The sequence below is a fragment of the Micrococcus sp. HMSC31B01 genome, assembly GCF_001816085.1.
Taxonomy (GTDB): Bacteria; Actinomycetota; Actinomycetes; order Actinomycetales; family Micrococcaceae; genus Micrococcus; species Micrococcus luteus.
This window is the reverse complement of the sequence record NZ_KV825384.1, coordinates 1-5,294: the sequence shown is the minus strand read 5'-3', so window position 1 is coordinate 5,294 and position 5,294 is coordinate 1. Positions and strand designations below refer to the sequence as shown.

Sequence of the window (5,294 nt, the reverse complement as noted above, 5' to 3'; positions counted from 1 at the left end):
CCGCGTGGGCCTGGGCCGCGGCGAGGGCGGCCTCCGTGACCTCCCGGGCGCTCAGCTCCCCGGCGGCGAGGTCCTCCCGCAGGCGCACGGCCGAGCGGTCCAGGAGCCGGGCTGGGCCGGGGGCAGAGGGGGTGCGGTCGTCGTCGTCGGCGGCGGGTGCGGCGTCGGAGGTCTGCATGCGGCCGAGCCTAACGGGCGTGGCCCGGGTCATGGACGGCGGGGCCTTCCTGGGACGTCCGGGCGGGTGGCTACGCTGAAGCCATGAGCGCCTTCGAGACCGTCGATGTGAACGAGATCCCCGCCGATGCAACCATCCTGGACGTCCGCGAGGACGACGAGTGGGCCCTGGGCCGCGCCGCCGGCGCCCAGCACATCCCGGTGGGCCAGCTGCCGGACCGGCTCGAGGAGCTGGACCCGGACACGGACTACTACCTGATCTGCCGCACCGGCGGCCGCTCCGCCCGCGCCGCCGAGTTCATGACCGGCCGCGGCTACTCGGCCATCAACGTGGCCGGCGGCTCCGGCGCGTGGCTCGAGGCCGGCAAGCCGATGGAGGCCGACGGCGACGCCGAGCCCACCGTCAAGTGACGGGGACGGGCTCCGCTGACGCGACGCCGTCGCGCCTGCGCTACGCCTTCCTCGGCCCGGCCGGCACCTTCACCGAGGCCGCCCTGCGCAAGGTGGCGGACCCGGCCGAGGCCGAGTTCGTGTCTGCGGGCTCCGTGCTGAGCGCCGTGGCGGCGCTGCGCAGGGGGGAGGTGGACCGCGCCGTCGTCCCCATCGAGAACTCGGTGGAGGGCGGCGTCTCCGCCACCGTGGACGAGATCGCCCTCGGGGAGACGCTGCAGATCCTCGCGGAGGTGCACGTGCCCATCAGCTTCGTGCTCGTGGGCCGGCCCGGCGTCGCGATGGAGGACGTGCGGCGCGTGACCACGCACCCCCACGCCTGGGCGCAGGTGCGCGGCTGGGCCGAGACGGCGCTGCCGGGTGTGGATTTCACGCCCGCCCCGTCGACGGCGGCCGGGGCCGGCCTCGTGGCCCAGGGCGACTTCGACGCCGCCGTGTGCGCCCCGCTCGTGGCCGAGCAGACCGGGTTGCCGGTGCTCGCCGAGCGGATCGAGGACGTGCCGGGCGCCGTGACGCGCTTCGTGCTGCTCTCCCGGCCGACGGCCCTGCCCGCGCCCACGGGAGCGGACAAGACCACGCTGGTGGTGCCGCTGCCGGAGGACCGGCCCGGCGCCCTCGGGCAGATCCTGGCCGAGTTCACCACGCGCGGGGTGAACCTCTCCCGCATCGAGTCCCGGCCGACCGGCGAGGGCATCGGGCGGTACTTCTTCTCCCTCGACCTCGAGGGGCACCTGGCGGAGGCCCGCGTGGGTGATGCGCTCGCGGCCCTGTACCGGGAGTACCCCGACCTGCGGTTCCTGGGCTCGTACGCGCAGGCCGAGCCCGTGCCCACGAGGGTGCCGGCCGAGTTCACCGACGCCGCGTATCGCTCCGGCCGCGCCTGGGTGGAGTCCCTCCGCTCCCGCTGAGGCGGTGCCGCACTTTCGTTCGGGAAACGGCGGCCCCCGGGCCACTTTCGTTCGGGAAACGGCGGCCCCCGAGGGACTTTCGTTGACGAAACGGGAGGTTCCTAGGCCCCTTTCGTGGCCGAAACGGGACGATCACCACGACGACGGGCCGTCGTCGTGCTTCCCGTCCGCGCGTCGCCCCGGCGCCCGTTTCCCGAACGAAAGCGCTGGGGAAGCCGCCGTTTCCCGAACGAAAGTGCTGGGGAAGCCGCCGTTTCCCGAACGAAAACGGTGGGGAAGCCGCCGTTTCCCGAACGAAAGCGGGGGCGGGGGGTCAGATGTGCGGGGCCGGTTCCGGGACGGGGGCGGCGGCGGAGACGCCGTCGTCGCGGACGGAGGCGTCGTCCTCGGCCACGAGCATCACGACGAGCGAGTCCGGCTGCACGCGGGCGTCGAGGGCGGTGATGACCCCGGTGGCGTCGCCGTCGAGCTGGGAGGGCATCGGCTCGGCGAACTCGACCTTCACGCGCTGGGCCTGCTCCGTGTGCATCACGGGGATGGAGCTGCGGGACCGGGTCACGGTCTTCACGGCGATCCGCGCCCAGTCGAGCGCGTGCCGGGGCGAGAGGACCATGACGTCGAGGAGGCCGTCGTCGAGCTTGGCCTGGGGCAGCAGCTCGACGCCGCCCGTGAGCATCCCGCAGTTGGCCACCATCACGGTGCGCACCTTGAACCGGCGGGGCTGACCGCCGTCGAGGGCCACGGTCACCTCGTGCCGCTTGCCGCGCAGGTGCCGTATGCCGGCCTCGCTGTAGGCCAGCCAGCCGGCCAGATCCTTCAGCTCATCCTTGGTGTCGCCCATGATGTCCGCGTCGTAGCCGGCGCCACCGATCACGGTGAAGGTCTGCCGGGTGACGCGCCCGTCCTCGTGCGTGCAGCGGACGTCCACGGTGTCGATGCGTCGCTGCCGGCCCCCCACGGCGATCCGCAGGCATTGCTCGACGTCGTTGATCGGCAGGTCCAGGTTGCGGGCCAGCAGGTTCCCGGTGCCCAGCGGCACCACGCCGAGGGCGACGTCGGTGCCGGCCAGCTGCTCGGCCACGGTGCGGACCGTGCCGTCGCCGCCCGCGGCTATCACGAGCCGGGCACCGGCGTCGAGGGCCTGCCGCGCCATGGCGGTGCCGGGGTCGTCCTCCTGCGTCTCGAGCACGAGCACCTCGCCGAGGCCCTCCGCCGCCGCGAGCCGCTCGAGCTCGCGCCGCACCCGGTCCGCGTGCGTCTTGATGGGGTTCAGCACCAGCGCGACCTCGTGGCGGCCCGTGCCGATGCCGGGCACCTCCTCCAGCCGGCGCTGCACGCCGCCCACCCGCGCGTCGAGGGCGTCCACCAGGAGACGCGTCCGTTGGTGCTGCACGCCGAGGCGGACCTGGCGCACCGCCAGCACCACCACGACGACGGCCAGCACGGCCAGGAGCACCAGGGCGGCCAGCGCCATCCACCACTCGGGAGTCATGCCCTGAGTCTAGGCGTCGGCCCCGCCCGCTAGGCTGGCGCACGTGATCGACGTCAAGGACCTCATCGAGCAGCCCGAGAAGTACCGCGCCTCCCAGGAGGCCCGCGGGGAGGACGCGTCCCTCGTGGACCGCGTGGTCGAGGCGGACGCGTCCCGCCGCTCGTCCATCGCGGGCTTCGAGCAGCTGCGCGCGGAGCAGAAGGCCTTCGGCAAGCGCGTCGCCCAGGCGAAGGGCGAGGAGAAGCAGGCCCTGTTGGCCGAGGTGAAGGACCTGGCCGCGCGCGTGAAGGAGGCCGAGTCGGCCGCCGGCGCCGCCGAGGCCCGCCTCGCGGAGCTGCAGCGTGGGTTCCCGAACCTGATCGTCGACGGCGTCCCGGCTGGCGGCGAGGACGACTTCGTGGTCCTCAAGGAGGTCGGCACGCCGCGCGACTTCGCCGCCGAGGGCTTCGAGCCGCGCGACCACCTCGAGCTCGGCGAGCTGCTCGGGGCGATCGACATGGAGCGCGGCGCGAAGGTGTCCGGCGCCCGGTTCAGCTTCCTCAAGGGCGTGGGTGCGCGTCTCGAGCTCGCCCTGATGCAGCTGGGCCTGGACCTGGCCCTGGAGAACGGCTTCGTGCCGGTCATCCCGCCCACCCTGGTGCGCCCGGAGACCATGCAGGGCACCGGCTTCGACGTCGAGCACGACGACGAGATCTACCGCCTGGAGCGCGACGACCTGTATCTCGTGGGCACCTCCGAGGTGGCCCTGGCCGGCTACCACGCGGACGAGATCATGGACGTGAGCGCCCCCGTCCGGTACGCGGGCTGGTCCACGTGCTACCGCCGCGAGGCGGGCTCGGCGGGCAAGGACACCCGCGGCATCATCCGCGTGCACCAGTTCAACAAGCTGGAGATGTTCATCTACGCCGCACAGGAGGACGCGGAGGCGGAGCACGAGCGTCTGCTGGCGTGGGAGGAGCGGATGCTCGCCGCGATCGAGGTGCCGTACCGGGTGATCGACATCGCCGCCGGCGACCTCGGCCTCTCCGCCGCCCGCAAGTTCGACTGCGAGGCCTGGGTCCCCACCCAGGGCACCTATCGCGAGCTGACGTCCACCTCGAACTGCACCACGTTCCAGGCCCGCCGCCTCAACATCCGCGAGCGGGTCCGCACGGCGGACGGCTCCAAGGGCGGGACCCGCATGGTGGCCACGCTCAACGGCACCCTGGCCACCACCCGCTGGATCGTGGCGATCCTGGAGAACCACCAGAACGCGGACGGCTCGGTCACCGTGCCCGCCGCGCTGCGCCCCTACCTCGGCGGGATGGAGCGCTTCGAGCTGGTCTGAGCGGACGACGTCGTCCCCGGCGGCGCCGGCCGTCCCGCCCGCCTGCCCTGCGGCGCCCCTGCGGTTCACCCGCGCGTCGCCGTCGTGTCCGGGCCGTGTGGTTGGGTGGGGGTCATGACGAAGAAGCTCGTGTGCCTGGACGTGGACGGAACGATCGTGGACCATGACGGCCATCTGCATGAGCCCGTGCGCGCGGCCGTGCGGGCCGTGCTGGACGCCGGGCATCACGTGGTCATCGCGACGGGCCGCTCCCGCGGGGCCACCCTGCCCGTGGCCCGCTCCCTGGGGATCGGCGCCGGCTTCATGGTGTGCTCCAACGGCGGGGTCACGCTGCGCCTGGACCCCGAGCTGGAGGAGGGCTACGAGGTCACGGACCTGCGCACCTTCGACCCGCGCTCGGTGCTGACCCAGCTGCGCCACCGCCTGCCCAGCGCCAAGTACGCGCTCGAGCTGCCGGACGGCACCTTCCGATCCACCGAGCGGTTCCAGGACATGTCCTTCGGCGTGGCCGCGGAGGGCGTCACGTTCGAGGAGCTGATGGACACCACGGCCGTGCGCCTCGTGGTGTTCTCCACGGACTCCTCCGCCGAGGAGTTCGGCCGCGCGGTGGAGGGCCTCGGCCTGTCCGGCGTGACCTACTCCGTGGGCTGGACGGCGTGGCTCGACGTCGCCGCGGCGGGCGTGACCAAGGCGTCCGGGCTCGAGGCGCTGCGCACCGTGCTGAAGGTGGCCCCCGAGGACACCGTGGCCGTGGGCGACGGCCGCAACGACATCGAGATGCTCCGCTGGGCCGGCCGCGGCGTGGCCATGGGCCAGGCCGTGGAGGAGGTCGTGGCCGCCGCGGACGAGGTCACCGGGCACGTGGACGAGCACGGGCTCGCCACGGTGCTGCGCTCGCTCCTCGAGGAGCCGACCGCGGCCTGAGCGGCGCGACCGGCCC

General features: G+C 73.6%; 5 protein-coding genes. 4 read left to right on the top strand and 1 reads right to left on the bottom strand.

Annotated features, from left to right (window positions below; all coding sequences use genetic code 11):
• Positions 1-261 precede the first annotated feature (261 nt).
• Both HMPREF3105_RS11155 and pheA read left to right on the top strand, forming a co-directional pair.
• Positions 262-588, top strand: a complete 327-nt coding sequence (locus HMPREF3105_RS11155; protein ID WP_070709645.1) for a rhodanese-like domain-containing protein — start codon at positions 262-264, stop codon at positions 586-588.
• Positions 585-1,535, top strand: coding sequence for a prephenate dehydratase (gene pheA / locus HMPREF3105_RS11150; RefSeq protein WP_036316234.1), 951 nt, complete (start codon positions 585-587; stop codon positions 1,533-1,535). Before HMPREF3105_RS11155 ends, pheA begins: the two co-directional genes overlap by 4 nt.
• A gap of 313 nt (positions 1,536-1,848) precedes the next feature.
• Here the strand turns inward: pheA and HMPREF3105_RS11145 are convergent, their stop codons facing one another.
• Entirely contained in the window at positions 1,849-3,027 is a 1,179-nt protein-coding gene (locus HMPREF3105_RS11145; RefSeq protein ID WP_036316232.1) for a diacylglycerol/lipid kinase family protein, read from the bottom strand.
• A gap of 43 nt (positions 3,028-3,070) precedes the next feature.
• Here HMPREF3105_RS11145 and serS point away from each other — a divergent pair, with 43 nt between their 5' ends.
• Together serS and HMPREF3105_RS11135 are read left to right on the top strand one after the other, a co-directional pair.
• Positions 3,071-4,354, top strand: coding sequence for a serine--tRNA ligase (serS, locus tag HMPREF3105_RS11140; protein ID WP_036316230.1), 1,284 nt, complete (start codon positions 3,071-3,073; stop codon positions 4,352-4,354).
• A gap of 114 nt (positions 4,355-4,468) precedes the next feature.
• Complete coding sequence (locus HMPREF3105_RS11135; RefSeq protein ID WP_070709643.1) at positions 4,469-5,278, top strand: HAD family hydrolase; 810 nt, start codon at positions 4,469-4,471, stop codon at positions 5,276-5,278.
• The last annotated feature ends 16 nt before the right edge of the window (positions 5,279-5,294 follow it).